This is a genomic window from Gordonia otitidis (genome assembly GCF_020735545.1).
Lineage (GTDB): Bacteria > Actinomycetota > Actinomycetes > Mycobacteriales > Mycobacteriaceae > Gordonia > Gordonia otitidis.
The window spans coordinates 331,296-354,661 of the sequence record NZ_CP085974.1 but is presented as its reverse complement, the minus strand read 5'-3'; the positions used below and the strand labels follow the sequence as shown (position 1 = coordinate 354,661).

Here is a 23,366-nt window from a genome sequence, read left to right as displayed (position 1 = left end):
TACTCAGCTACCGCGGTATGTGGAGTACGAGTACGGACTCAACAGCACCGGTACGTGATAGTGCCGATTCGGATCGTCGATGGTGAAACAGATGTCGATCTGCGGGAAGAAGCCGACGATCCCGTTCGCGCCGAACCAGTCTGCGGTCGCGAAGACCAGATGGTAGGTGCCCGGCGCGAGTGGGTCGGTGTTGACCTGCGGGATGCGGCCGTCGCTGTTGGTGGTGCCCGAGGCGAGTTGTTCGCCGTCGACGTCGCGCAGGATCACCGACATCCCGACTGCGGGAGCACCGCTGACGGCGTCGAGGACGTGTGTGGACAGTCCGGTCATGGATTCAGCCTAGTGGGTATGTGGTGAGTTCTTTGCCGTGAACGCAGCTCGAGTCGGCGGACGCGGTTGGTGCACCGACGGCGTCTGCCGAATCGGGCGGCGTTTGAGGGCTCCGGGCAGCGCGATGTGCGATCAGTCGTCGACGAATTCGACGGCGGGTGTCAGCATCCGTTGCAGCCGACTGCGATTGATCTTCGCCAGCTCCATGCGCAGGACCCGACGCTCGGTCGGGGCGTCGTTGCGCATGCGCTCCTTGAGGATTGCGAGCAGTTCCTCGGCGGGCCGTCCATTGGCGAACACCAGGTAGACGTGTCCGAACTTCTCCTCGTACTCCTTGTTGAGCTGCTTGAGCTCGGCGAGTACCGCGGGGTCGGCGCCCGCGACTCCCGATTGTTCCCGACTCGACGAGGCGTTGTCGGGGCGGTCCCCGATGCGGGGGTGCCCCGCCAGTGCCTCGTCGAGGTCGGTGTCGGTCAGTTCGGCGAGTATCAGGTCGGCGTATTCGAGAAGTGCCTCGTCGTCGACGAACGGGCGCGCCTTGGCGACGCGCAACGCCCAGATCGATGAACTGCAGCACTCGTAGAGCGTGCTGATCGCCTGTCGCTCCGACAGCTCGTTGAAACTGGGCAGACCACGCCAATCCACTCGTCGCACGCGGTCAGCCTACGAGAGCTCTGGCTGGCGGCTGAAGCGAGCCGAGGTCAGCGGGTTGGCGTCGGCCACGAGATCGTCGAACCGGTGGTTGGCGATCTTCGCGATCTCGATGAGCGCGAAGGACTTCTCCGAGGTCTCGGAGTTGTCCATGCGAGCCCAACCGTTGCGCAACACGCGGTCGTAGCGTTCGGCCTCCTGCGCGTCGATGACCAACGGGAAGCCGAAGTGGTCCTTGTACGCCTTGGCGAGGTCGACGACGTTCTCGTGCTCGGTCTCCTCGAGGTGGGACAGGCCCTTGTGGTCGACGGCTGTCAGCTCGCCGGTCTCGTCTTCCGCGCCGAGGTCGGGGAATGCGCGGATGAGCTGCAACTGTTCCTCGTCGCTGCCGGTCAGCATGGCCTCCTGGAAGGCGCTGCGCAGATCGTGGACGTCCTCGAAGGGGCGCTGCTCGTAGGCGCGTTCGACCACCCAGTCGACGTTCTGCACCAGGCCACCGAAGGTCTGACTGAATTCGACGTAGGTCATCTTGTTGACGGCGTCGAGGGTGATGGCGCCGCGTCCCGCGACGGCCGGGCCGCGACGTCCGACGTGGAAGAACAACAGGTTCAGCAGGATCGCGGTGATCGCACCCATCGTGATGCCTGTCGAGAACGGTATCTGCAGGATCATGTTGGGCATCGCCTGATCGACACCGGGCAACGCGGGGACGTCGACGTGCGCACCGCCCTTTTCGATGACGGTGGTCGGGGTCGCCGACTGCGAGAACTGCACGTAGAGCGCGACGGCCAGCGACGTGGCCGCGATGATCAGGTTGCGATGGTCGGTGAAGTCGACCGATGTGAGGGTCTGGATTCCGACGATGGCCACGGTCGCGAACATGATGAGAGCTGCGCCACCGAGGATCGGTGCGGGGATGGACTCGACCACCTTCGCGAGTTTGGGCAGGCAGCCGAGAATGATCATGATGACGCCTGCGCAGGCAACCACCCAGCGGCTCTTGACCCCGGTCAGGCGCACCAGGCCCACGTTCTCGGAGAACGCGGTGTAGGGGAACGAATTGAAGATTCCGCCGAAGATGGTGGCCACGCCGTCGGCGCGTACGGCTGCGGCGACGTCTTCCTTCTTGATGCGCTTGCCGACGATCTCACCGGTGGCGAAGATCGAACCCGTCGATTCCACCGCTACGACCAACAGCACGACGATCATCGACACGATCGCCACGAGATCCCACCTGGGAGCGCCGAAGGCGAACGGCGGTGTGAAGCCGAACCAGCCGGCTTCGCCGACGATGCCGAACGATGCGTCGCCGCACAGCCAGGCGATGAACGTGGCGACCACGAGGCCCATCAGCACCGCGATCGTTGCCATGAAGCCACGGAAGAATCGCTGCATCAACACGATCAGCAGGATGGTACCGAGCGCGTAGCAGACCCATTTCCAGTTCGCGTTGTCGTGGAGGTGCTCGTGCGGGTTGGTGACCGCGTCGCCCGCGCCGACCGGGATGAGGCAGACGCCGATGATGGTGATCAGCGTGCCCGTCACCACCGGCGGCAGGAAGCGGATGAGTTTGGCGAAGAACGGAGCGATGAGAAAGGTCGCGATGCCGGCTGCGATCACCGCGCCGTAGACCGTCTGCAGGCCGACGCGTCCGCCGCCGTTCTGGTTGGCGATCTGGATGACAGGTGCGAGCGTGGCGAAGGTGATGCCCTGCAGCAACGGCAGACGTACACCGATCTTCCAGATGCCGACGGACTGCAGCAATGAGGCGATGCCACAGGTGAAGAGGTCTGCGGTGATGAGCATCGTCAGCGCGTCGGAGTCGAGCCCGATGGCGCGCGCGATCAGCAACGGGACCAGAACGGCACCGGCGTAGAACGCGACGACGTGCTGTGCGCCGAGGGCGACGAGTTTGCCGGGTGGCGGAACCTGGTCGACGGGGTGTACGCGCTTTCGCTTCTTCGCCGGCGTGGACGCCGGTGTCGCCTCGGTTGTCATGTTCGCCTCCAACGAGATGGTGCTCCGCGCACAGATGTGGGCCGACCGCAGACGAGCACGCGACCGGCAGATAGATAGTGGACCCCCGCGGGCGATCTCGCGCAGCGGCGCGATCATGTTTCAGCGGGGTTAACACGGATGGATTCGACGCAGCGCTACCATCGGCTCCCGTGGACATCGCGGAGTCGGCTGACGCCGGACGTAGTGGCCGTTCTACACCGGGGAAGGTCGTCGGAGCGGTGCTCGCCGCAGGTGCGGGCAGTCGCTACGGAATGCCGAAAATCCTTGCCGCTCAGGGGGAGTGGGTGAGAACCTCCGTCTCGGCGTTGCGTGCCGGCGGGTGCGACGAGGTGCTCGTGGCGATGGGTGCCGCGGTGGTGGAAGCGCCCGACGGCGCGACGTCGATCATCGTGGCCGACTGGGAGTCAGGACTGTCGGCAAGCGTGCGGAGAGTCCTCGGTGAGGCGCTCAAGCGAGACGATTTGGCCGGTGTGGTTTTACATGTTGTTGACATGCCCGACGTGTCGGCCGCTGTCGTGCGACGTGTGTTGGCGCGCGCGGCGCGTCGACGAGGCGCCCTCGTGCGTGCCACATACGGGGGAGCCCCCCGACACCCGGTCTATCTCGGCGCCGAACATCTGCGCGACGTGATGGTGTCGCTGCACGGAGATGTCGGCGCGGCGGCATATCTGCGCGCGCACGCCGACATCGTCGAGATGGTCGAGTGTGGCGACCTGGCCTCGGGACTCGACCGAGACGAGCCGTGACCCGGCGTCAGGCCGGCTGATCGGACTTCGGGTAGGTGTAGAACCCCTCGCCGCTGGCCATACCGAGTTTGCCCTTGTCGATGTAGTTCTGCTTGAGCCAGGCGCCGAGATGACGATTGCCCTGGTCGCCGTTCATCAGGATGTTGTACGGGGTCATCAGCCCGACGACGTCGTAGATCTGGAAGGGGCCGAGTGGAGCGCCGGTCGCGATGCGCCACGTCTTGTCCACGTCCTCGGGCTCGGCGTAACCGCCTGCTGCCAGTTCGAGTGCCGCATTGAGGAACGGGATCAACAGCGAGTTGAGGACGTACCCGGCCTTCTCCTTGTGGATCTGGATGGGTTCCATACCGATGTCGGAGGCGAACTGCACCACCTTGTCGTAGACCGCGGGATCGGTGTCCTTGGTGCCCATGATCTCCGCGGTGTTGAATTGCCAGACCCGGTTGGCGAAGTGCAGCGCCAGAAAGCGATCCGGGCGCCCCGTGGAGGATTCGAGGTCGCTGGGGAGCAACGACGACGAGTTGGTCGCGAAGATCGTGTCCTTCGGGGCGAGTTCGTTGAGTTTGCGGTAGGTGTCCTGTTTGAGTTCGAGGACTTCGGGAACCGCTTCGATGATGAGGTCGGCGTCGGCCGCCTTGGCGAGATCGTCGGTCAGCGTGATGCGCTTGCGTGCCTCGTCGGCGGCACCGTCCGCGGCACCTGGCACCTCGTTCTTGTACGTCTCGACGAGGTCGTCGTACCGTTTCGCCGCGGCATCGAGTGCCTTCTGGTTGATGTCGTAGGACGTGACATCAAAACCCTTGTAAGCGGTCTGGAATGCGATCTGGGAGCCGAGTACACCGGCTCCGAGGACTGTGACCTTCTGGAAATCTGCCATCGTGCGCCTCCATCGTCGTCGAATGCCCGACCACAACGTGTCCGCCCCCGACGGGCGAAGATCCTCCCACAGCCAACCTACTCCGGTGCGGAGCTGTCGCCGAGAAGTGTGGGCATCGGCAGTCCGAGCGCTCCGACCACGAAGCGGCACACCGGACCGCGCGCGGTGACGACGGCGTCGTCGAAGCCGCGGCGTGCGCTGTCCCACAGTTGCGCGGTGCCGTCCGTGGCCGTGACCCCGATCAGCGCCACGAGCTCGCCGGTTGTCGGCTCACAGATGGCCCAGGTGAACGACGTCTCGTCAGCCCACGCCGAATCCGACTGTCTGACATAGTCTTCGGGCTCGGTGATGCCTAGTTCGCGAAGTGCCGGTGCGTCCGATATCCGGTCATCGGCACGCAGTCCGCGCAGATACCAGGTGCCGGCATTGATCTCGACGGGTTCCATCGGGGCTCCTCGACAACGCGTCGGGCCCGACCGTGTGGTCGGGCCCGACGACGACTGCCAATTATCTGAGGGTCACTTGATTTCGAGCAGCACTGTTCCCTGGGTCACGGCCGCGCCGGCCTCGATCGCGAGGCCGGTCACGACGCCGTCCTTGTGCGCGGTGACCGGGTTCTCCATCTTCATCGCCTCGAGCACCACGACGAGGTCTCCCGCGGAAACCTCCTGGCCTTCCTCGACGGCGATCTTGACCACGGTGCCCTGCATCGGTGCGGCAACCGAGTCGCCGGAAGCGGCAGCGCCTGCGCCCTTGGTGCGTGTGCGCGGCTTGGGCTTCTTGCGGACGACGCCGCCCGCCGACGCCGCTCCGCCGATCGCGAGATCGCCGGGCAGCGAGACCTCGACTCGACGACCACCGACCTCGACGACGACGTTCTGGCGCGGGGCCGAGTCGTCGTCCTCGATGGCCTCACCGCCGGTGTACGGCTCGATCGGATTGTCCCAATCGGTCTCGATCCACTTGGTGTAGACGTCGAACGTCTCGACGCCGTTCTCGTCGGTGTGACCGATGAACGCCGGGTTCGACACGATGTGCCGATCGAAGGGGAGAACCGTCGCGAGACCCTCGACCTCGAACTCGTCGAGTGCGCGGCGGGCACGCTCGAGTGCCTGCTCGCGGTTCTCACCGGTGACGATCAGTTTGGCGAGCATCGAATCGAACTGCCCGCCGATGACGTCGCCCTGCTCCACGCCGGAGTCGACGCGCACGCCGGGGCCCGACGGCTCCTTGTAGACGGTGATCGGGCCGGGGGCGGGGAGGAAGTTGCGGCCGGGGTCCTCGCCGTTGATACGGAACTCGATGGAGTGGCCGCGCGGCGCGGGGTCTTCGTCGAACTCGAGCTTCTCTCCGTTGGCGATGCGGAACTGCTGGCGGACGAGGTCGATTCCCGAGGTCTCCTCGGTGACCGGATGTTCGACCTGCAGGCGGGTGTTGACCTCGAGGAAGGAGACGAGTCCGTCGTTGCCGACGAGGAACTCGACGGTGCCCGCGCCGTAATAACCGGCTTCGCGGCAGATGGCTTTGGCGGACGCGTGAATGCGCTGTCGTTGCTCGTCGGTGAGGAACGGCGCGGGTGCCTCCTCCACGAGCTTCTGAAAGCGCCGCTGCAGCGAGCAGTCACGTGTGCCCGCGACGATCACGTTGCCGTGCTGGTCGGCGATGACCTGCGCCTCGACGTGGCGCGCCTTGTCGAGGTATCGCTCCACGAAGCACTCGCCGCGACCGAATGCGGACACGGCCTCGCGGGTCGCCGACTCGAACAGTTCCGGGATCTCCTCGATGGTGTAGGCCACCTTCATGCCGCGACCGCCACCACCGAATGCCGCCTTGATGGCGACCGGTACGCCGTACTCCTTCGCGAACGCGACGACCTCGTCGGCGTTCTTGACGGGATCCTTCGTACCCGGCGCCATCGGGGCGTCGGCGCGCAGCGCGATGTGGCGGGCGGTGACCTTGTCGCCGAGGTCGCGGATCGACTGCGGAGACGGACCGATCCAGATCAGACCGGCATCGAGCACCGCCTGTGCGAAGTCGGCGTTCTCGGAGAGGAAGCCGTACCCGGGATGAACGGCGTTGGCGCCCGACTTGGCGGCGGCGTCGAGGATCTTGTCGAAGACGAGGTAGGACTCCGCCGACGTCTGCCCGCCCAGTGCGAACGCCTCGTCGGCGAGTTTCACGAACTTGGCGCTGGCGTCGGGCTCTGCGTAGACGGCGACGCTGGGGATTCCTGCGTCGCGCGCGGCGCGGATGACGCGAACGGCGATCTCACCGCGGTTGGCGATGAGGACCTTGTTGATCGTGGAACTGGAGGCTTGTTCACTGGGCACTTGCTGATCTCCTGGGCCTGGCTCTGTGCTGAGCTGTCTTCACGGGTATAGCCGCTGGTTGCAGCCTTCCCCTCGTCGTCACCGTCCGAGTACTCATGCGGTGTTGTCGGTCGCCCGTGCACTGCGTCGAGGGTGTCGACGGTTCGGGTGACGACATGAACCCCACGAGTCTATCGACGTGTGTTCCGCGGTTTACCCTAGCCCACCGAGCAATCGTTCGGTCGAGGTGCCGGTCACACCGTGGAACCGAAGGTGCTTGCGTCACCGACGGAACGCACGAACTCGGCGAAATCGTGCAGGTAGGCGTGCACGGGACCGACTTCGGCGTCCACCTCCCCGGGCGGTGTCGCGACCCTGTTGTCAGGATCAGCGACGGTCGCGGGCCCGACGACCGGCGCCACGGGCGTCTCGGCAGGGAACCTGGCCGAGAATCGCATCCCCGACGGGGTCCGGTTGATCCAGATGAACACCTCGTCGCGTGCGTAGCTGTGACTTCGGATCACCGTCGCACGCCCGGCGTCGGCCTCCGCGGCCCCAGGCGCGTACCTGGTGTCGATGAACGAGATGACGAACTGCGGTTCGCCGCGGTAGTCGATCAGGTCGGCAACCCGCAGGAAGGGCAGAGAAGCGCCCTGACGCGCGCGTTTGAGTTCAACGGTGGCGCGGGCCACCGCCTGGTCGAACGTCGGCGAATCGGACATGTCGAGGCAGAAGGGCGCGACGGCGACGAACCACCCGAGGGAGGTGAGCCAGCGGTGGTCGTTGCGGGTGTGGCGGGGCAGGACGCACCGGAACTCGTCGTCTCCGGTCCTGCGATGGTGGACGATCGCGAATGCGGCGAGGATCCCCGCGGTGAGCGTGCCTCCTGCCTCCGAGCACACCGCCGTGAAGCGGTTGGCGGCGTCATCGTCGGCGATCACGCCCGACAGCGACTCCTGTGCCGGATCGACAGCGGGGTCGGGAGGTTCGGTGTCGGCGTCACCGATACGGTGTCGACCGTTCACCTGGAACGGCGGCATGTCGCCGGCGCCTGCGCTCAGAAACGACGTCCATGTCGAGACACTGGGGTGATCGGCCCCGGCCTGGTCGGCCAGGCGTCGCTCGTGCGCGCTGAAGTCGACGTAACTGCCGACCTCAGGCAGGTCGACATCGGTGCGGTCGCGCGCGGCGCGATAGAGCGTGATGAGTTCGTGCTGCGCCATGATCAACGAGTACCCGTCGACCAGGGAGTGGTCCGCGGCGAAGAGCAGTGTGAACGACGACTCGCGGCCGACGGTGGCGAACATGTAGGCGGGCCACTGCAGGGGCGCGGTAGCCCTGTCGAATGCACCTGCGATCTGGTCGAGCAGCGGGCCGGATTCCGAGTACCAGCCGATGCGGCCCATCTTCAGGCGCACGGTGCCCGGTGCGGTGGTGAGACGGTGGAGCCCGTCGGCCTTGATCACGACGTGGCTGCGGAGTACCTCGTGACGGTCGATCCACCGTGACAGGGCGGTGCGGATCGCGGGGATCGACAGCGGCTCGTCGAACTCGATGGACAGCCCCAGCCACGACTCGCGGCCACCCTCACGACGGGTGCGTGCACGATACTCGAACGCCCCACGCAGGTGCTGCTCGTGATTGTGTGAGGTGAGCCGCGAATCGGGATCCCAGGTGCCGAGCCCTCCCGGAACCATGGGGATCCACTCGACGAGACCACCGGGTTCGATGGGCTCCTCCAGGATCTGGATGAACTTCACCGTCGTCACCCGACCCGTCGTCGCCGTGCCGGCGTGGTCACCGACGCCCGGTTTGCGCGCGCACCTGGTTCTTGACGCGGCCGAGCATCCCGGCCATGCCGCGCAGGCGAAGTGGACTCACCGCGGCGTCGAGTCCGAGATCGTGGTAGAAGTCGGCAGGCACGTCGAGGATCGCGTCGGCAGCTTCGCCGTCGAGCCCCTGGGCGAGTATCGAGGCGAATCCGCGCGTCGTCGGCGCCTCGGGAGGTGCGCTGAAGTACAAGCGCACCGCGTCAGGGTCGGCGGCGTCAACGGACAGGAAGACCGGCGATTGGCACTCTGGTACCGGTTCCATCGCCTCGGTCGCGAGGTCGTCCGGCAGCGCGGGTAGTTCGCCCGCGAACTCCAGCAGCAATGTGACCTTGTCCGAATCGCCAAGTGCGGCAAAGTCGTCGACGATCTCGGCGAGGCCGGCCGGTAGTGTGCCCATCGGGATGTCCTACGCGGGTGCTTCGCCGGGTTCGTCGCCGACGGCGATGGGGACACGCACCGCGTTACCCCATTCGGTCCACGACCCGTCGTAGTTGCGGACATGTGTGAATCCGAGCAGATGGGTCAACACGAACCAGGTGTGACTCGACCGCTCGCCGATGCGACAGTAGGCGATGGTCGGGGTGTCTGCGTCGAGATCGCCATAGATCTCGTCGAGTTCGTCGCGCGAACGGAACCGACTGTCCGAGCGCGCGGCCTTGGCCCATGGAATGGAGATGGCGGTCGGGATGTGGCCGCCGCGCAGCGCGCCCTCTTCGGGATAGTCGGGCATGTGCGTGCGCTCGCCCGTGTACTCCTGCGGTGAACGCACGTCGACCAGCGGTTCTTCTCCGAGCGCCGCACGCACATCCGGCTCGAATGCGCGGATCAGCGAATCGTCACGTTCGACGACGGGGTAGTCCGAACGCGGGTACTCCGGAACGTCGAACGAGGTGTCGCGATCCTCGGACATCCACGCGTCGCGACCGCCGTCGAGGAGGCGGACGTCCTCGTGACCGAAGAGCGTGAACACCCACAGCGCGTAGGCAGCCCACCAATTGCTCTTGTCGCCGTAGATGACGATCGTGTCGTCGCGTTCGATTCCCTTGCTGCGCATCAACTCTGCGAACTGCTCGCCGTCGATGTAGTCGCGTACCACGGGATCGTTCAGGTGGAGGTGCCAATCGACCTTCTGCGCGGTCGGGATGTGCCCGATGTCGTAGAGCAGGACGTCTTCATCGGACTCGATGATCTTGAGACCCTTGGCCCCCAGATGCGCCGACAACCACTGCGTGGTGACCAGACGCTCGGGGTGCGCGTAACCGGCGAATGCCGGGTTCGGATCGGTTTCGACAGTCACGGTGAGATTCTCCAGCTCGGATCGGGCCACTGCACGGTGGCGCGGGACGGCGGAATTCAGCCTAGTCGACAACGCGTCGACAGCACGCCCGGGCGTGCTCGAGTCACCTGCTGTTCTGCGACCACAGTGTGGCGACAGGGATGTCGAGCCGACGCAGGAGGTGCCGCACGGTGGGCAGTCCGATACCGATCACCGACGACGGGTCTCCCTCGATGCCCTCGATGAACCATCCGCCTCGTCCGTCGAGGGTGAACGCACCGGCGACTTCGAGCGGCTCACCCGTCGACACGTATGCGTCGATCTCCTCGTCGTCGACGTCGGCGAACCGGACCACCGTCGACGCGGACTCCGCCGTGCGCCCTGCCACATCGAGCCCACTCACGTGCGCGACGCAGTGACCGGTGACCAACTGGGCTTCGCTGCCGCGCATGCGCTTCCACTGCTCGATCGCGACGTCGGCGGAGTGGGGTTTTCCGCTGAGTGTGCCCTGATACAGGAGCATCGAATCGCAGGTGAGCACGACGAGGTCGGGTAGCGTCTGTCCGTCGACCGAATCGGCGTGGTCGACGCGCTCGCCGAGCAGCGTCCTGATCACCGAGTCGGCCTTGGCCTGCGCGAGCCGTGTGACCGCGTCGCTGGGCGCCTCGGCCGCCAGGGTGGCGAGTAGGGCGTCCTCGTCGACATCGGGGACGACGACACGGGGATCGAGGCCTCCCTGACGCAACACCGCGAGCCGGGCCGGCGACGCCGAGCCGAGGATCACCTCGAAACGGGTGTCCGCGGACCTCCTCGCACCGTCGTCCTCGCCGCTCGTCACGTCAGGTCCCCATCAGAAACGCAGGAACGACGACGGCGAGCCCCAGGCCGGACGAAGGCGATCGATCGGGCGACCCCAGTCGTTGCGCGGCTCGTCGGCCGGCGGTTCCGGTGCGCTGCGACCGGAGGCGAGAACCGTCACCAGCACCGCGATGTCCTCGTCGGTCGGATTGCCCTTCACCACGCGCAGCACGGGACGGGCCGACTGCGATTCCGTGGAGTCGCCTGTGGTCTCTGGTGTGTTCACAGCGGGATGTTCCCATGCTTCTTCGGCGGCACGTTGACCACCTTGCGTTCGAGGAGCTTGAGCGCCGTGGCGATCTGGCCGCGGGTGTGGCTCGGCGGGATCACCGCGTCCACGTAGCCGCGTTCGGCGGCGACGTAGGGGTTCACCAGGGTGTCCTCGTACTCTTCCTGCAGCTTCAGGCGCAGAGCGTCGACGTCCTCGCCCTTGGCCGCGGCTTCCTTCAACTGTGTGCGGTACACGAAACCCACGGCTCCCGACGCACCCATCACGGCGATCTGGGCGGTCGGCCACGCCAGATTCACGTCGGCGCCCATGTGCTTGGAACCCATGACGTCGTACGCGCCGCCGTACGCCTTGCGGGTGATGACGGTGATCTTTCCGACCGTCGCCTCGCCGTAGGCGTAGAGCAGCTTGGCACCGCGCCGGATGATGCCGTTGTATTCCTGGTCGGTGCCGGGAAGGAATCCGGGAACGTCGACGAGGGTGACGATCGGGACGTTGAACGCGTCGCAGGTCCGCACGAAGCGGGCGGCCTTCTCCGATGCGTTGATGTCGAGGCAGCCTGCGAACTGCGTCGGCTGGTTGGCGACGATACCGACGCTGCGTCCGTCGACTCGACCGAAACCGACGACGATGTTGGTCGCGTAGTCTTCTTGCACCTCGAGGAACTCGTCGTCGTCGAGGATCCGCCTGATGACCTCGTGCATGTCGTAGGGCTGGTTGGGCGAGTCGGGGATGAGGGTGTCGAGTTCGAGATCCTCGTCGGTGAGGGTGTCCTCGATCGAACCGGCGGCCGGTTCGTCGACCGGCAGACGAGGCGGCTCGGCGCGGTTGTTGCTCGGCAGGTAGCTCAGCAGTTCCTTGACGTACTCGAGTGCGTCTTCCTCATCGGAGCCGACGTAGTGCGCGACACCTGATCTGGTCATGTGGGTGTTGGCACCACCGAGTGCCTCCATCGTGACGTCCTCGCCGGTGACGGTCTTGATGACGTCGGGCCCGGTGATGAACATCTGACTGGTCTGGTCGACCATCACCACGAAGTCGGTCAGTGCGGGCGAGTACACATGGCCACCGGCAGCCGCGCCCATGATCAGCGAGATCTGCGGGATCACGCCGGAAGCCCGCACGTTGCGGTAGAAGATGTCGGCGTAGAGGCCGAGCGAGACCACGCCCTCCTGGATGCGCGCGCCTGCGCCGTCGTTGATGCCGATGAGTGGTCGGCCCGTCTTGATCGCGAGATCCATGACCTTGACGATCTTCTCGCCGTAGACCTCGCCGAGGCTGCCGCCGAACACGGTCGAGTCCTGGCTGAAGACGCAGACCTCGCGCCCGTCGATCGTTCCGTAGCCGGTCACCACACCGTCACCGAGCGGTCGCCGCTCGGCGAGCCCGAAATTGGTGCTGCGATGGCGTGCGAGTGCGTCGAGTTCGACGAACGAATCGTCGTCGAGCAGGTGGGTGATGCGCTCGCGCGCGGTCAGCTTGCCCTTCGCGTGAACCTTCTCGATGGCGGCTTCGCCGACCGGATGACGCGCTTCGTCGAGACGCTGCCGCAGGTCGGCGAGTTTTCCTGCGGTGGTGTGGATGTCGGGAGCCGAATCGGGCTGCTGCGGCGCGGAGGTCATAACAGCCGATGCTATCGAGCGCTCGGTAGCCCACGTCAAGCACCCCAACATGAGAACCCCTCATCTTTGGGGTGGTCGTCACCACGCGCTGGCCGCGGAAAGATGCTCCCTCTCGTTGACCTAGACCCCCTTATTCAAACTCCCGTACTCGGACCCCCTGTGTCGGCGAGCAGATTAACCTCGGAACCTGTGAGTGACGAGCAGACATCGCAGGACACGGGATCGACTACGAACGTGGCATCGGACGCGGCTTCACCGACCAACGCCGACGACCTCCGCGAGGCGATCCTGGCACGTCACCGACCGTCCGCGAGCGGTGTCGGATCGACGATCGAGGTCGTCGACTCGACCGGTTCGACCAACGCCGACCTGGCGGCACGCGCAGCAGAACCCGGGATCGTCGGGACAGTGCGGGTCACGACCGACCAGACGGCGGGGCGTGGCAGGCATGCGCGGGTGTGGTCGGCGCCCCGGGGCGGGCAGGTGGCGGTGTCGGTCGTGCTCGATGCGGGCGAACGAGCAGAACGTCTCGGCTGGCTGTCGTTGGCGACCGGGGTGGCCGCGGCGTCGGCCATCGAGTCGGCGACCGGTGTGCGCCCGACACTCAAATGGCCCAATGACGTACTCGTCGACGGAAAAAAGGTCGCCGGCATCCTCGCCGAGTACATACCCGCCCCGACGGGCAGCGTCGTCGTGGTCGGTATCGGGATCAACACCGACATGACGGCCGACGACCTTCCCGTACCCACGGCGACGAGTCTGCTGGTCGAGAGCGGTGACCCGGTCGACGTCGCAGCCCTGGTGGCCGAGTATCTGAGCGCCTTGGCCGACACGCCGTGGCCGACCGATGTCGATGAGGTAGCCAGGCGATACCGGGATCGGTGCGACACGCTCGGTCGTCGCATCAAGCTCTCGCTGCCGGACGAGCGCAGCGTCGAGGGAGTCGCCGAGGACGTCGACGGCGAGGGCCGCATCGTGGTGCGCACCGACGACGGTCAGCGATTCACCGCTGCGGCAGGCGACGTGCTCCACCTGCGGCCGACGCAGAACTGAGCTCGACGCGCTCGGTCGCGGCTCAGCGCTGGATACTCTTCTCGCCCATCGCAGGAATCAGCGACAGGACCGGCAATCCGATGACGAGATGGACCACGGCCGTGCTGATGCCCGTCGATATCTGCGCCGACAATACGAGCGGGATGATGACGGCCGCCGCGATCAGCAGGCCGACGATCCATCGATAGAACTGGTTGGGCGACGGGGTCGTGAGGTAGAGGACGTACCAGAGGGCGCCGCCCGCCAGTGCGCACAGGAAACCGGTGATGGCGAACCAATACTCGTCCTGCGACAGCGGATTCCAGACGCCGAGGTTGCCCGCCTCGTTCACGCGCTGGGCGATGGCTCGGATGATCCACGCCACCAGCCACGCGGCGAGGCCGGTGACGACACCGGTCATGACGACGCCACCCGCAAACAGACCGGCGTTGATGCCCGGCCGTTGGCGTTGCCGGGAGCGATTGTCGTTCGCATCGGACACGTAGCGCGGATCGTATTGCTGGTCCTCGTAGCCCTGGGGCTGCTGGTAGCGGTCGGTCGGCTGGCTGTAGGCACGGGACTGCGGCGAGTAGCCGGACTCGTAGCGCGCCGTCCCCTGATTGCGGGGGCCCTGGTCTCTGGGATCGCGGGGGTCGCGGTAGCTCATGGTTCTCCTGACCTGTTGCGCGTCTTTCGGCAGAGTCTACCGAGCGGGCTCCCGCTCTCGGGCAGGGTTGACCTACAGCTCGTTCATCTGCGGATATTCTGAGTTCCATGTCGTTCCCCCGGGACAACCTCGCCGCCGGAGAGCGGGTCGTGGTGCACCACCACCCGCACTGGAAGTGTCTGATCGGGCCCTTCTCGATCTTCGTCCTGGGCACGGGACTCGCAGGTCTGGCGGCAGGTGCGATCGGGGCGTCGACGATCGACCCGACCCTCTCGATGGTGCTGAACATCCTCGTCGCGGTGTGTTGGGCCGCCCTGGCGGTGTGGTTTTTCCTCCGGCCACTGATCGGCTGGAAATCGACTCACTTCATCCTCACCGACCGGCGTGTGATCTTCCGCCGAGGCGTTCTCACCCGGTCCGGGATAGACATCCCCGTCAGGCGCATCAACACCGTCGAGTTCCGACACGGGCTGCTCGACCGGATGCTGCGCACCGGCACCCTGATCATCGAATCGGCCTCCGACGAACCGCTGCTCTTCGACGATGTTCCGCAGGTCGAGCGCGTTCACACCCTGCTGTATCACGAGGTCTTCGACCAGCCCCGTCACGAGGTCTTCGATCACCGTGACGAATTCGACGAGCGCCACGAGTTCCCCCACACAGGACACGGACGCGAGGCGGATGGTCGGGGACGTGGTGGCGATTCCGCGTACTCTCGCCGGGTGGAGGTCGACAGGCGATGACTGATGTATTGCTCGCAGAGGACGATGCTGCGATCGCGGAACCACTGGCGCGCGCGCTGGCGCGCGAGGGTTATGGATGTGACGTGGTCGGGACGGGTTCGGAGGCTCTCGAGCAGGCGCGCGATCATCGTTACGAATTACTCATCCTCGACCTCGGGCTTCCCGAGATGGACGGACTGGAGGTGTGTCGTCGGGTCCGCGTCGAGCGTCCCGAGCTCGCGGTGCTGATGTTGACCGCACGCACCGACGAGGTCGACTTCGTCGTGGGTCTGGACGCGGGGGCCGACGACTACGTGGGAAAGCCGTTCCGCCTGGCCGAACTGTTGGCACGCGTTCGGGCGCTGCTGCGGCGCAGGCAGACCGTCGACGTCGTCCTCAACGGTGGCGACATCCAACTGGACGCCCGCGGGCGTCGGGTCCTGGTCAACGGCGAAGACCTGGTGCTGGCCAACCGCGAGTTCGACCTGCTGCGCTTCCTCATGGAGCGAGCGGGCCAGGTGGTGTCGCGCGACGAGATCCTCACGGAGGTGTGGGGATCGGCGGACCTGCGCTCGTCGAAGACCCTCGACATGCACATCTCCTGGCTGCGTCGCAAGATCGGCGACGACCGCCGCGATCGACCCCGACACATCGTCACCGTGCGCGGCGTCGGTTTCCGCTTCGACGCCTAGCGCAGCATGGTTGGCAGACAGCACGGCATGCCCGGAACAGTGACCTGATGCGCCGCCGGATTCTCTACACGATGATCGCCATGTTGGTGGCGGTCGGCGCGCTGCTGGGAATCCCACTCAGCGTCGTCGCGTGGTGGTGGGTGGCCGACAGTGCACATCAGTCGATGGATTCACGTCTGAAGACGATCTCGGATCAGATCATCCGACAGGCCGAGATGGGTGAGCACCTCGACGGCTCCGTCATCGACTCCGAGTCGATCCGGCTCGTGCTTCCCGAGGACGGCAGACTCACACTCCGATATCACGGACGTGACGGGAAAATGAGCAGCACGTCGATCGGCTCCGACATCAACGGGAAGACGATGTCCGACTCGATCGGCCTCGGTGCTGCGGGCTCACTGATCCTCGAGATCCCGATGGACGCTGTGCGCAGCGATCAGCTCGCGGCGGTCGGCATCGTCTGCATCGTGGTCGCAGGGTCAATGGCAGCGGGGACCGTGGCCGCAGCGGTGACCGCCGGTCGGATCGCGGACCCTCTCATCGATCTGGCCGACCGCTCGGAGAAGATGGCCCGTGGCGACTTCCGGTCGCGGTGGAAGACCTACGGCATCGACGAACTCGACCGCGTGTCGCGCGCGCTGGGTGACGCGAACGCCGAGATCGCACTCAGGCTCGAGCGCGAGGGCGAGATCGTCGGCGACGTCTCGCACCAGATCCGCTCGCGCCTCACCGCCATCCAACTGCGACTCGACGAGCTGTCGCTGCACGAGGATCCTGCGGTCGTGACCGAGGCCGAGGCGGCGCTCGGACAGGTGGATCGTCTCGCGGCCGAACTCGACGAACTCGTCGCCGCCTCACGCGACGATCCGGCGCAGCCGGACACCGTCGACGTATCTTCGCTGGTCACGACACTGGTGGGTGACTTCGACCAGGCCTTCACGGCTGCTGGTCGCAACCTCGTCGCCTCGTTCCAGGGGGATGCGGTGGCGCGCAGTGCTCGTCCCGGTCGACTGCGCGAGGCGGTGAGTGTGCTCGTCGACAACGCGCTGCAACACGGTAGCGGCGAATGTCGGATCTCGGTCAGCGACCTCAAGGGCGACATGTTGCGCATCACCGTCGCCGACGAGGGCAGCGGTGTCGCCGATGACGTGGCGACCGACATCTTCCGACGCGGTTTCTCCGGCGGAGCGGGTAACGGTGTGGGATTGTCGCTGGCGCGGGCACTCGTCGAGGCCGACGGGGGACGACTCGAACTCACCTCGCGGCGGCCACCGGTGTTCGCGATCGTCGTGCCGGCTGCGGCCGGAGCCGACAGCGCGGGAAGCGAAGCTGCGGACGGGTCGCCGACGCCGGGCGACGCCGCGACGCGCGTGGGTATCCGGCGCGACCGGGTGCCGCATCGGTGAGGACGGCGCAGACCCGACCCGTGCACGCACGACATCGTCGGACGTCGGAAACCCAGGTCGGGCACGCGGCCCACGGACGGGTCATGCCACGATGGAGCGCGTGACTGCGCGAGATCCCGACGCCGGCCCGAGCGTCGACGGGGGCACCGACACCGATCCGACCGATGCGCCGCCGCCGGACGCTGCTGCCCGGACGATCCCGGCGCGTGATGTCTTGCCCACCGTGACCATGATCGGCGGCGGTCAGCTCGCCAGGATGACCCACCAGGCGTCGATCGCGCTGGGCGAGTGCCTGCGCGTGCTGGCCGCGAGCCCTACCGACCCCGCCGCCCAGGTCAGCGCCGACGTGGTGATCGGATCGCACGACGACGTCGGCGATCTGCGTCGCGCTGTCGCCGGCGCAGTGGCTCTCACCTTCGACCACGAGGGCGTGCCGCTCGAGCATCTGCGCGTGCTCGAGTCCGAGGGTGTCGCGGTCCGACCGCCGTCGGCCGCGCTGCTCTACGCCCAGGACAAACGGGCCATGCGGGTCAAGCTCGGTGAACTCGGCCTCCCCGTGCCCGACTTCGCCGACCTCGCCGGAGACCTCGGTATGGCCCGCGCGCGACTGGTCGAGTTCGGTGAACGGCACGGGTGGCACATCGTGCTCAAGGCAGTGCGTGGCGGATACGACGGGCGCGGCGTGTGGATCGTCGACACCGGCCCCGATGCGCTTGCCGTGTTCGACGAGCAGTTCGCCGCAGGGGTCGACCTGATCGCCGAGGAGAAGGTGGCGATGCGACGCGAACTCTCGGCCATGGTCGCACGTTCACCGTTCGGGCAGGGCGGTGCATGGCCGGTGGTCGAGACCGTGCAACGCAACGGCCAGTGCGCGGTGGTGACGGCCCCCGCGCCGGACCTGGGTGTCGAGACCGCGGAGCGCGCTCAGGAGATGGCTTTGCGGCTGGCGTCCGAACTCGGCGTCATCGGCGTGATGGCCATGGAACTCTTCGAGACCACGGACGGCGACCTGTTGGTCAACGAGCTCGCGATGCGCCCGCACAACAGCGGTCACTGGACCATGGACGGTGCGGTGACGTCGCAATTCGAACAGCATCTGCGGGCCGTCCTCGACTATCCGCTCGGCGACACGGCGCCGCGTGCGGAGGTCACCGTGATGGCCAACATCCTCGGGGCCCCGCAGGCGCCAAAGATGTCGATGGACGAGCGGACGCACCATCTCATGGCACGCATGCCCGACGCGAGGATCCACCTCTACGGGAAGGGTGAACGTCCCGATCGGAAGATCGGACATGTCAACATCGTGGGTAGGCCCGGCGACGACGCGGCGTCGGTCCGCGAACGCGCCGAGCGCGCGGCGCATTGGATGTCACACGCGGAATGGACGGACGGTTGGGACCCACATTCATGAACGACGAGACGACAGGCGACCCGGTGGATCACGAGACAGACGCAACCGATGACGAGACGATCGCCGGAAGCGGTGTCGGGGCAGACGGTGCCGACACACACGACGGCGAGACAATCGACGAAGCACCTGACGGCGACGCACGCGACGGCGATGCGGATGGCGCCGGAACGGTGGACGGGGCGACGGAAGAGACCGTGCTCCGCCACCGCGCCCGCGTCGGACTGATCATGGGCAGCGACTCGGACTGGCCGACCATGGAAGCGGCAGCCGAGGCGCTCGCCGAGTTCGACGTCCCGTTCGAGGTCGGGGTCGTCTCGGCACACCGCACACCACAACGCATGCTCGATTACGCCAAGTCGGCTGCGGGAGAAGGTATCGAGGTCATCATCGCCGGAGCGGGAGGAGCCGCGCACCTTCCGGGTATGGTCGCCGCGGCGACACCGCTCCCGGTGATCGGAGTACCGGTCCCGCTGCGCTACCTCGACGGCATGGACTCCCTGCTCTCCATCGTGCAGATGCCCGCGGGCGTTCCGGTGGCCACCGTGTCCGTCGGCGGCGCGCGCAACGCCGGGCTGCTCGCCGTGCGGATTCTCGGATCGTCGGATCCCGTTCTCCGGTCGAGGATGGAAGCGTTCCAGAGCAGCCTCGAACAACTCGTGCTCGACAAGGACGCGGCGTTGCGCGACAAGTTGCTCGGCGGAGACTGAGTAGACCTCAGCGATCGCCGGGCACAAGTCCGAGGCGTGTCGCGAGGAACTCGAGTACTTCGGTCAGCGCATCATGGGTCGGCTCGCCCGGCGCGTCGATGAGATCGACGGTCAACGGCGAATGTGGTGTGGGAAGCGGTGATTCGGGATTGGCGGCAGAGTCGGGTATCTCGATGGCGAGGAACGAGTCCCCGAGGAGCTCACGCAGGAACCGGAAACGCGATGCCGGTGACATCCGGTCACCGCAGAAACGCACGCCCATCACGTCGAGCCCGCGTTCGCAGCGTGCGACCACCGTGCGCAGGTCCTCGGGACTCACGTCGATCGAGTGAGCCAGTCGCGGAGTCAGGGCACCCGGCAACGACGGTTGCGCGACCACGGGTGCCAGCATTCGTTCGTCGGTTGCTATCGCGAGGGCGAACCCACCTGTGAAGCACATGCCCACCGCCCCCACACCGGGGCCGCCGCACCGCTCGTGCTCCTCGGCGGCGAGCGCACGCATCCAGTCGGCCGCCGGTGAGGTCTTACCCGATGCCAGGATGGTGAACTCTCGACTGATGCATGCCCGCGCAAGGGTTCCGAGCATTGTGGTCGCGGCACCCACGACACCGAGATTCGACGGCCTCGGGTCGCGCCCGTCGACGCCGAAGAGCGATGGCATCACCGCGGTCGCCCCCAGCGCTGCGACCTTGCGTGCGAAATCGGCGACATCAGGACTGATGCCGGGCATCTCGGCTATCACGATGACCGCCGGACCGTCGCCGAGGCTGTAGACCCGACGGCTGACGCCGTTGTGAGTCGCGATCCGGACGTCGAAGTCGGTGAGCTGGTCGTCGGAGGAGCCGCGGGTCACCGCGCCGCCTTCGTCCCGCCGGTGTCCTGTGCGCGTTCTGTCGGAACAAGGCTGCCCTGCAGTGCCCAGTCGAATTGTCGACCGGCCAGTCGGGCTACCGGCGGCAGGTCGGGTGAGTCGGACGGGATGATGGTGGGACGGATCAATGTGTACTGCTTGCCTTTTCTCGTGATCCCCGCGGAGCCGGCGGCCAGTGTGTTGCGTACCCAGTCGGTGTCCCGGCCATAGGCGAGGATGATGAAGAGCTTCGGCTCGTCGCGCGTGCCGCCGACCCACGCGAGGACAGGAGTCGAGTAGGTGCGTCCGCTACGACGACCGACGTGGTGCACCATGGCCCACGGTGGCAGATACGGCGCCCAGCGGCGTTGGATCGGATTGGTGATCTTCTTGTTGGCGCGTGCCAGCCAGTCGGGCAACTGCATGATCACCACTCTGCCGTATGGGGCGCACTCCGTGAAGAGGCAGCGTTAATCGGAGTGCGCCCGGCAGGCAGTGCGTCGGTGTCACTCGAGTACGAGGTCGGCGCGTTCGGATGCCGCCCGCGAAGCGAGATCGGTGTCGGGCGTTGGTGAGACCCACACCAGGCTTGCTCCGATGCTCAAAGGTGTGACGAGATTGGTGAGAATTCCTGTGCCGGTGTGCCATTCGCGTGTGGAGAGTACGCGGTTGGTGGACCCGATGCCGGCGGAGGAGGCGAGCGTCGACGCGGAGTCGAGCACCTCTGTCGTCGTCCGACCGTCGAGTGCCGCACCGGAGTAGCGGGGCGGGGAGTACTGATCGCCATGCACGCGGACGGCCGATGCGTAGTCGCTGACCCCGGGCGGGAGGTCGGCGACGCCGAGCCCGAACGGGTCGAGAGAGGCGACGACCAACTCTTCGGCATCGGCGTGGGTGTCGATACCGGCCGCGCTCGTGAACACGACACGAGCGGTGTCGCTCTCGGTGTCGACATGCACATGGGCGCCCACCCACCACGAGCCCAGCAGGATCGCAGCGCTCTGCCAATGCTCTGGCAGATCGACCACGACGTCGTCGCCGGGTACCAGTCCCACCTCGACGAGCAGGTAGTTGGCGGTCTTCGCCGCCCAATTGCCCAGCGTCGCCGCAGACAACTCGGTGCGCTCGCCGGTGTGGTCGTCGTAGTAGGTCAGAAGGGGCCGGGCCCAATCGTCGACGCGTCCGAGGAGTGTGGTCGTCACTGTGTCGCCGCTCATCAGTTCACACACACCGGTCCGTCTGTTCCCGCTGTGATCGGCGGGGCGTTGTTGCCGACTCGCGCACTCGCGGGTGCGTTGTCCGTCTGCGGTCCGGTGTCAGCGATGGAACCCGGTCCGGCGAAGGTGTTGGTGAGGACCAACTTGAGGTGATGCTCGTCGAGGTCGGGTTGTGCCTCGATCCGCACCGCCTGCAGGTCCTTGGCGAGCAACTGCGCACCCGCGTTGTCCGCACTGTGCGCGTAGATCACCGAATCCTTGATGTCCGCCGGCGTGCTGCTGGTCTTGCCCGCATGGAATCCCTTGTTGGTCAGGATGTTCGAGACGTTACCCGCGAGGCCGTCGATGGTGCCCGCGTTGTCGACGTCGACCGTGTAGTCGCCTCGCTGCGATTGGGGCTTCGACGCTCCGCTGTCGAGCAGATTGCTGGTGAAGACGTGCACGGCATTCGGGTCGACGGACACGACGCTCTGCTGCCCGTCTTCGCTCCACCCGTGCTCGTCGAGCACTGGGATCGTCGCGAACTTCACCCGGCCTCCGCTGAGATCCTTGAGCTGCTCGGCGAACTGCACCACGTTCCAGTCGTCGTCGATGACCACCGATCGCGAGACGGCGTCCTCGAGTTCGTTGAGCTTGGACGGATCGGTCAGGGTGTGTGCCGACAGGATCTTCTGCGTCAGCGAGGCCATGTAGACCTGCTGGCGTGTGATGCGGTCGAGGTCGCCGCGCGGTAGTCCGTGTCGTTGGCGAACGAAGCTCAGAGCCTGTGGGCCGTTGAGCGTCTGCCTGCCCGCGTGAAAGCGTGCGCCCGAGAACGGTTCGTTCACAGCGTCTTTGAGGCACACGTCGACGCCGCCGACAGCCTTGGTCAGCAACGCGAAGCCGAGTAGACCGACCTCGGCGTAGTGGTCGACCTTGACTCCGGTGAGATCGGCAACGGTGTCGATCAGGGCTTTGCGGCCGGCGAGGGTGCCCTCGCGTTCGGCCTCGTTCTCGGGCTTGCCCGCTTCGACGGCTGTCCTGCGTGTGCCCTCGCGGGTCGTGCCGTAGGCCGCGTTGATCTTGGACATCCCGATGCCGGGCACGGACACGTACGAGTCGCGGGGGATCGAGATCGCCGTCGCCGACGATCCGTCGTTGGGGATGCGGATGAGCAGGATGGTGTCGGTGTTCGTGGAGACGTCGTCGCCCGCTCGCAGCCATTTGAGCTCTTCGGGAGAGAGTGGCTTGCCCTTGGCATCCGTGCGCGAGTCCGTGCCCACCAGCAGGATGTCGGTGGCGCCGTCGTCTGCCCCGCCGAGACCGAGGCCGCCGAGTTGCGTGATCTTCGACGTGAGGCCGTTGACACTGCTCCACGCGTATCCGGTGCAGACAAGGACGGCGACCGACACGAGCGCGACCAGGCCACGTCCCCATGCCTTACGGCCGAATGCGCCTGCTGTCGCGAGTGCCCCGCGAGCGGGTGGCGGAGGTGGCGGCGGCGCGGTCGAGTTCGTCTCCGACGACGATTTCGTCGTGTGAATCTCTCCGGAGCGACGTTGGCGAGGTCGGCGTCGGCCGACCGGCTCGCCTGGGATCTCGTTTTCCGACGCCCGCCCGGGCGCGTGGGTGCCCGCGTCGGGTCGGGTCCGTCGCGGCGGTTGCTGGGCGCGCGTCCGCTGCGCATCCGGCCGTCCTCGACGCCGTGCGTCTGGGTCGGGCCGACGCCGTGCGTCTGCATCGGGTCGACGCCGTGCGTCTGTGCTGCCGTGGCGACGTGCGCCGGGCGCGGCGGCCTCGGGGTGTTGGCGGCTCCGGCGGGGGCCGCGGGGCTGGTCGCGCGCGTCCTGGCCGGCGCGTCGAGGATGGGCCGCCTGGGACTCGTCGGCGCGTTGTGGGCCGGTGGGCCGCCGTCGCGCGCCTTCGGGTCGTGA

At 66.6% G+C, this 23,366-nt stretch carries 25 protein-coding genes; 8 read left to right on the top strand and 17 right to left on the bottom strand.

Translation table 11 applies throughout. From position 1 onward, the window contains the following. Positions 1-3: 3 nt before the first annotated feature. From uraH to LK459_RS01565, 3 genes are all read right to left on the bottom strand, one after another. Positions 4-330 (bottom strand): hydroxyisourate hydrolase, encoded by a 327-nt coding sequence (gene uraH, locus LK459_RS01575; RefSeq protein ID WP_005173961.1) that lies wholly within the window; start codon positions 328-330, stop codon positions 4-6. 132 nt (positions 331-462) lie between these two features. Beyond that, positions 463-984 (bottom strand): 2-oxo-4-hydroxy-4-carboxy-5-ureidoimidazoline decarboxylase, encoded by a 522-nt coding sequence (gene uraD / locus LK459_RS01570; RefSeq protein ID WP_227921354.1) that lies wholly within the window; start codon positions 982-984, stop codon positions 463-465. Between the two features lie 9 nt (positions 985-993). Continuing rightward, positions 994-2,979, bottom strand: coding sequence for a solute carrier family 23 protein (locus LK459_RS01565; protein WP_227923530.1), 1,986 nt, complete (start codon positions 2,977-2,979; stop codon positions 994-996). A 239-nt stretch (positions 2,980-3,218) separates the two neighbouring features. On the opposite strand from LK459_RS01565, the gene LK459_RS01560 reads away from it, so the two are divergent. Next, complete coding sequence (locus LK459_RS01560) at positions 3,219-3,746, top strand: nucleotidyltransferase family protein (protein ID WP_227923528.1); 528 nt, start codon at positions 3,219-3,221, stop codon at positions 3,744-3,746. A 7-nt stretch (positions 3,747-3,753) separates the two neighbouring features. Here the strand turns inward: LK459_RS01560 and LK459_RS01555 are convergent, their stop codons facing one another. From LK459_RS01555 to LK459_RS01515, 9 genes are all read right to left on the bottom strand, one after another. Beyond that, the gene (locus LK459_RS01555; protein ID WP_227921353.1) at positions 3,754-4,623 is read right to left on the bottom strand and encodes a 3-hydroxyacyl-CoA dehydrogenase; all 870 of its coding nucleotides are present in this window, start codon (positions 4,621-4,623) and stop codon (positions 3,754-3,756) included. Between the two features lie 77 nt (positions 4,624-4,700). Continuing rightward, the gene (locus LK459_RS01550) at positions 4,701-5,069 is read right to left on the bottom strand and encodes a GNAT family N-acetyltransferase (protein WP_227921351.1); all 369 of its coding nucleotides are present in this window, start codon (positions 5,067-5,069) and stop codon (positions 4,701-4,703) included. Positions 5,070-5,141: 72 nt separating this feature from the next. Beyond that, positions 5,142-6,953, bottom strand: coding sequence for an acetyl/propionyl/methylcrotonyl-CoA carboxylase subunit alpha (locus LK459_RS01545; RefSeq protein ID WP_227921349.1), 1,812 nt, complete (start codon positions 6,951-6,953; stop codon positions 5,142-5,144). Between the two features lie 233 nt (positions 6,954-7,186). Beyond that, entirely contained in the window at positions 7,187-8,692 is a 1,506-nt protein-coding gene (locus LK459_RS01540) for a condensation domain-containing protein (RefSeq protein WP_227923526.1), read from the bottom strand. Positions 8,693-8,729: 37 nt separating this feature from the next. Continuing rightward, complete coding sequence (locus LK459_RS01535) at positions 8,730-9,161, bottom strand: SufE family protein (protein WP_007240871.1); 432 nt, start codon at positions 9,159-9,161, stop codon at positions 8,730-8,732. A gap of 9 nt (positions 9,162-9,170) precedes the next feature. Beyond that, positions 9,171-10,061, bottom strand: coding sequence for a sulfurtransferase (locus tag LK459_RS01530; RefSeq protein ID WP_227921348.1), 891 nt, complete (start codon positions 10,059-10,061; stop codon positions 9,171-9,173). 103 nt (positions 10,062-10,164) lie between these two features. Further along, positions 10,165-10,878 (bottom strand): Maf family protein, encoded by a 714-nt coding sequence (locus LK459_RS01525; protein WP_227921346.1) that lies wholly within the window; start codon positions 10,876-10,878, stop codon positions 10,165-10,167. 12 nt (positions 10,879-10,890) lie between these two features. Beyond that, on the bottom strand, positions 10,891-11,124 hold the full coding sequence (locus tag LK459_RS01520) for an acyl-CoA carboxylase subunit epsilon (protein WP_227921345.1): 234 nt from the start codon (positions 11,122-11,124) through the stop codon (positions 10,891-10,893). After that, positions 11,121-12,749, bottom strand: coding sequence for an acyl-CoA carboxylase subunit beta (locus tag LK459_RS01515; RefSeq protein ID WP_007240875.1), 1,629 nt, complete (start codon positions 12,747-12,749; stop codon positions 11,121-11,123). The genes LK459_RS01520 and LK459_RS01515 overlap by 4 nt, the downstream gene beginning before the upstream one ends. Before the next feature lie 285 nt (positions 12,750-13,034). On the opposite strand from LK459_RS01515, the gene LK459_RS01510 reads away from it, so the two are divergent. Continuing rightward, positions 13,035-13,802, top strand: coding sequence for a biotin--[acetyl-CoA-carboxylase] ligase (locus LK459_RS01510; protein ID WP_227923525.1), 768 nt, complete (start codon positions 13,035-13,037; stop codon positions 13,800-13,802). Positions 13,803-13,824: 22 nt separating this feature from the next. Here LK459_RS01510 and LK459_RS01505 read toward each other — a convergent pair whose 3' ends face one another. Then, positions 13,825-14,448: a DUF6069 family protein gene (locus tag LK459_RS01505; protein ID WP_007240877.1), complete on the bottom strand. Its 624-nt coding sequence runs from the start codon at positions 14,446-14,448 to the stop codon at positions 13,825-13,827. 107 nt (positions 14,449-14,555) lie between these two features. On the opposite strand from LK459_RS01505, the gene LK459_RS01500 reads away from it, so the two are divergent. The 5 genes from LK459_RS01500 to purE all read left to right on the top strand — a co-directional run bounded on the left by LK459_RS01500 (position 14,556) and on the right by purE (position 19,386). Continuing rightward, complete coding sequence (locus LK459_RS01500; protein WP_227921344.1) at positions 14,556-15,191, top strand: PH domain-containing protein; 636 nt, start codon at positions 14,556-14,558, stop codon at positions 15,189-15,191. Next, positions 15,188-15,862, top strand: a complete 675-nt coding sequence (locus LK459_RS01495) for a response regulator transcription factor (protein WP_007240879.1) — start codon at positions 15,188-15,190, stop codon at positions 15,860-15,862. Before LK459_RS01500 ends, LK459_RS01495 begins: the two co-directional genes overlap by 4 nt. A 47-nt stretch (positions 15,863-15,909) precedes the next feature. Next, positions 15,910-17,268, top strand: coding sequence for a sensor histidine kinase (locus tag LK459_RS01490; RefSeq protein WP_227921343.1), 1,359 nt, complete (start codon positions 15,910-15,912; stop codon positions 17,266-17,268). 91 nt (positions 17,269-17,359) lie between these two features. Then, complete coding sequence (locus LK459_RS01485) at positions 17,360-18,679, top strand: 5-(carboxyamino)imidazole ribonucleotide synthase (RefSeq protein ID WP_227921342.1); 1,320 nt, start codon at positions 17,360-17,362, stop codon at positions 18,677-18,679. Positions 18,680-18,906: 227 nt separating this feature from the next. Continuing rightward, positions 18,907-19,386 (top strand): 5-(carboxyamino)imidazole ribonucleotide mutase, encoded by a 480-nt coding sequence (gene purE / locus LK459_RS01480; RefSeq protein WP_227923524.1) that lies wholly within the window; start codon positions 18,907-18,909, stop codon positions 19,384-19,386. 7 nt (positions 19,387-19,393) lie between these two features. Here the strand turns inward: purE and LK459_RS01475 are convergent, their stop codons facing one another. The 4 genes from LK459_RS01475 to LK459_RS01460 form a co-directional block, all read right to left on the bottom strand. After that, on the bottom strand, positions 19,394-20,239 hold the full coding sequence (locus LK459_RS01475; RefSeq protein ID WP_227921341.1) for a dienelactone hydrolase family protein: 846 nt from the start codon (positions 20,237-20,239) through the stop codon (positions 19,394-19,396). Beyond that, a complete protein-coding gene (locus LK459_RS01470) occupies positions 20,236-20,661 on the bottom strand; it encodes a nitroreductase family deazaflavin-dependent oxidoreductase (RefSeq protein WP_227921339.1) in 426 nt (141 codons plus the stop codon). The genes LK459_RS01475 and LK459_RS01470 overlap by 4 nt, the downstream gene beginning before the upstream one ends. Before the next feature lie 81 nt (positions 20,662-20,742). Further along, complete coding sequence (locus tag LK459_RS01465) at positions 20,743-21,453, bottom strand: TIGR03089 family protein (protein WP_227921338.1); 711 nt, start codon at positions 21,451-21,453, stop codon at positions 20,743-20,745. Next, positions 21,453-23,030 carry an LCP family protein gene (locus LK459_RS01460; protein WP_227923522.1) on the bottom strand — a complete coding sequence of 526 codons (1,578 nt, stop codon included), beginning with the start codon at positions 23,028-23,030 and terminating at the stop codon, positions 21,453-21,455. Before LK459_RS01460 ends, LK459_RS01465 begins: the two co-directional genes overlap by 1 nt. On the opposite strand from LK459_RS01460, the gene LK459_RS01455 reads away from it, so the two are divergent. Then, entirely contained in the window at positions 22,971-23,366 is a 396-nt protein-coding gene (locus tag LK459_RS01455) for a hypothetical protein (RefSeq protein ID WP_227924030.1), read from the top strand. The two genes, LK459_RS01460 and LK459_RS01455, sit on opposite strands and share 60 nt — an antisense overlap.